Consider the following 515-nt stretch of genomic DNA (forward strand, 5'->3'; position numbering starts at 1 on the left):
GCCACGCCGCCCCCGCCCTGCCGACCACGCCGAGCGCCGCGACCAAGCCCGCGCGGCCCGCGACCGGCTGCTCGCCGTGGAAGGCGCCTTGGGCCTCCCGGCCCCCGGCGAACCGTACGAACGCCGCCCCGTCCACGAGGACTCCGTGCTCGACGGCACGGCCGTCACCCTCGGCCACGGACCCTGGCGGCCACTGCTCGCCGACCTCGCGTCGGTCGGGCGCGCGCTGGCCGTCCTCGACCGCGATCTGCCCGCCCGGTACGCCGTGGCCGCATGGCTCGCCGAACGGCACGGCCCGCACCCCCATGTGCCGCTGCTGCTCGTCCTGCACGAACTACGGGAGGACCCATCGCCCACCGCCGAGCACGTCCGGGCCCTGCTGCGGCCCGGCTTCGGTGTCGACGACACGTTTCTGCGGGACAGCCCGCTGCCCGTACTGCGGCGCCTGACCGACCACCGCGCCACCGTCCTCCAGGCCCTACGAGCCGGTGAACTGGCCACCGACGTCGCCGCGC

1 pseudogene is annotated in these 515 nt (G+C 76.7%); it reads left to right on the forward strand.

Going from position 1 to position 515, the window contains the following annotated elements:
• Positions 1–145 precede the first annotated feature (145 nt).
• Positions 146–515, forward strand: a pseudogene (locus CCN51_RS51015) (lantibiotic dehydratase); the annotation flags it as partial.

The sequence above is a fragment of the Streptomyces milbemycinicus genome (assembly GCF_002154605.1).
Taxonomy (GTDB): domain Bacteria; phylum Actinomycetota; class Actinomycetes; order Streptomycetales; family Streptomycetaceae; genus Streptomyces; species Streptomyces milbemycinicus.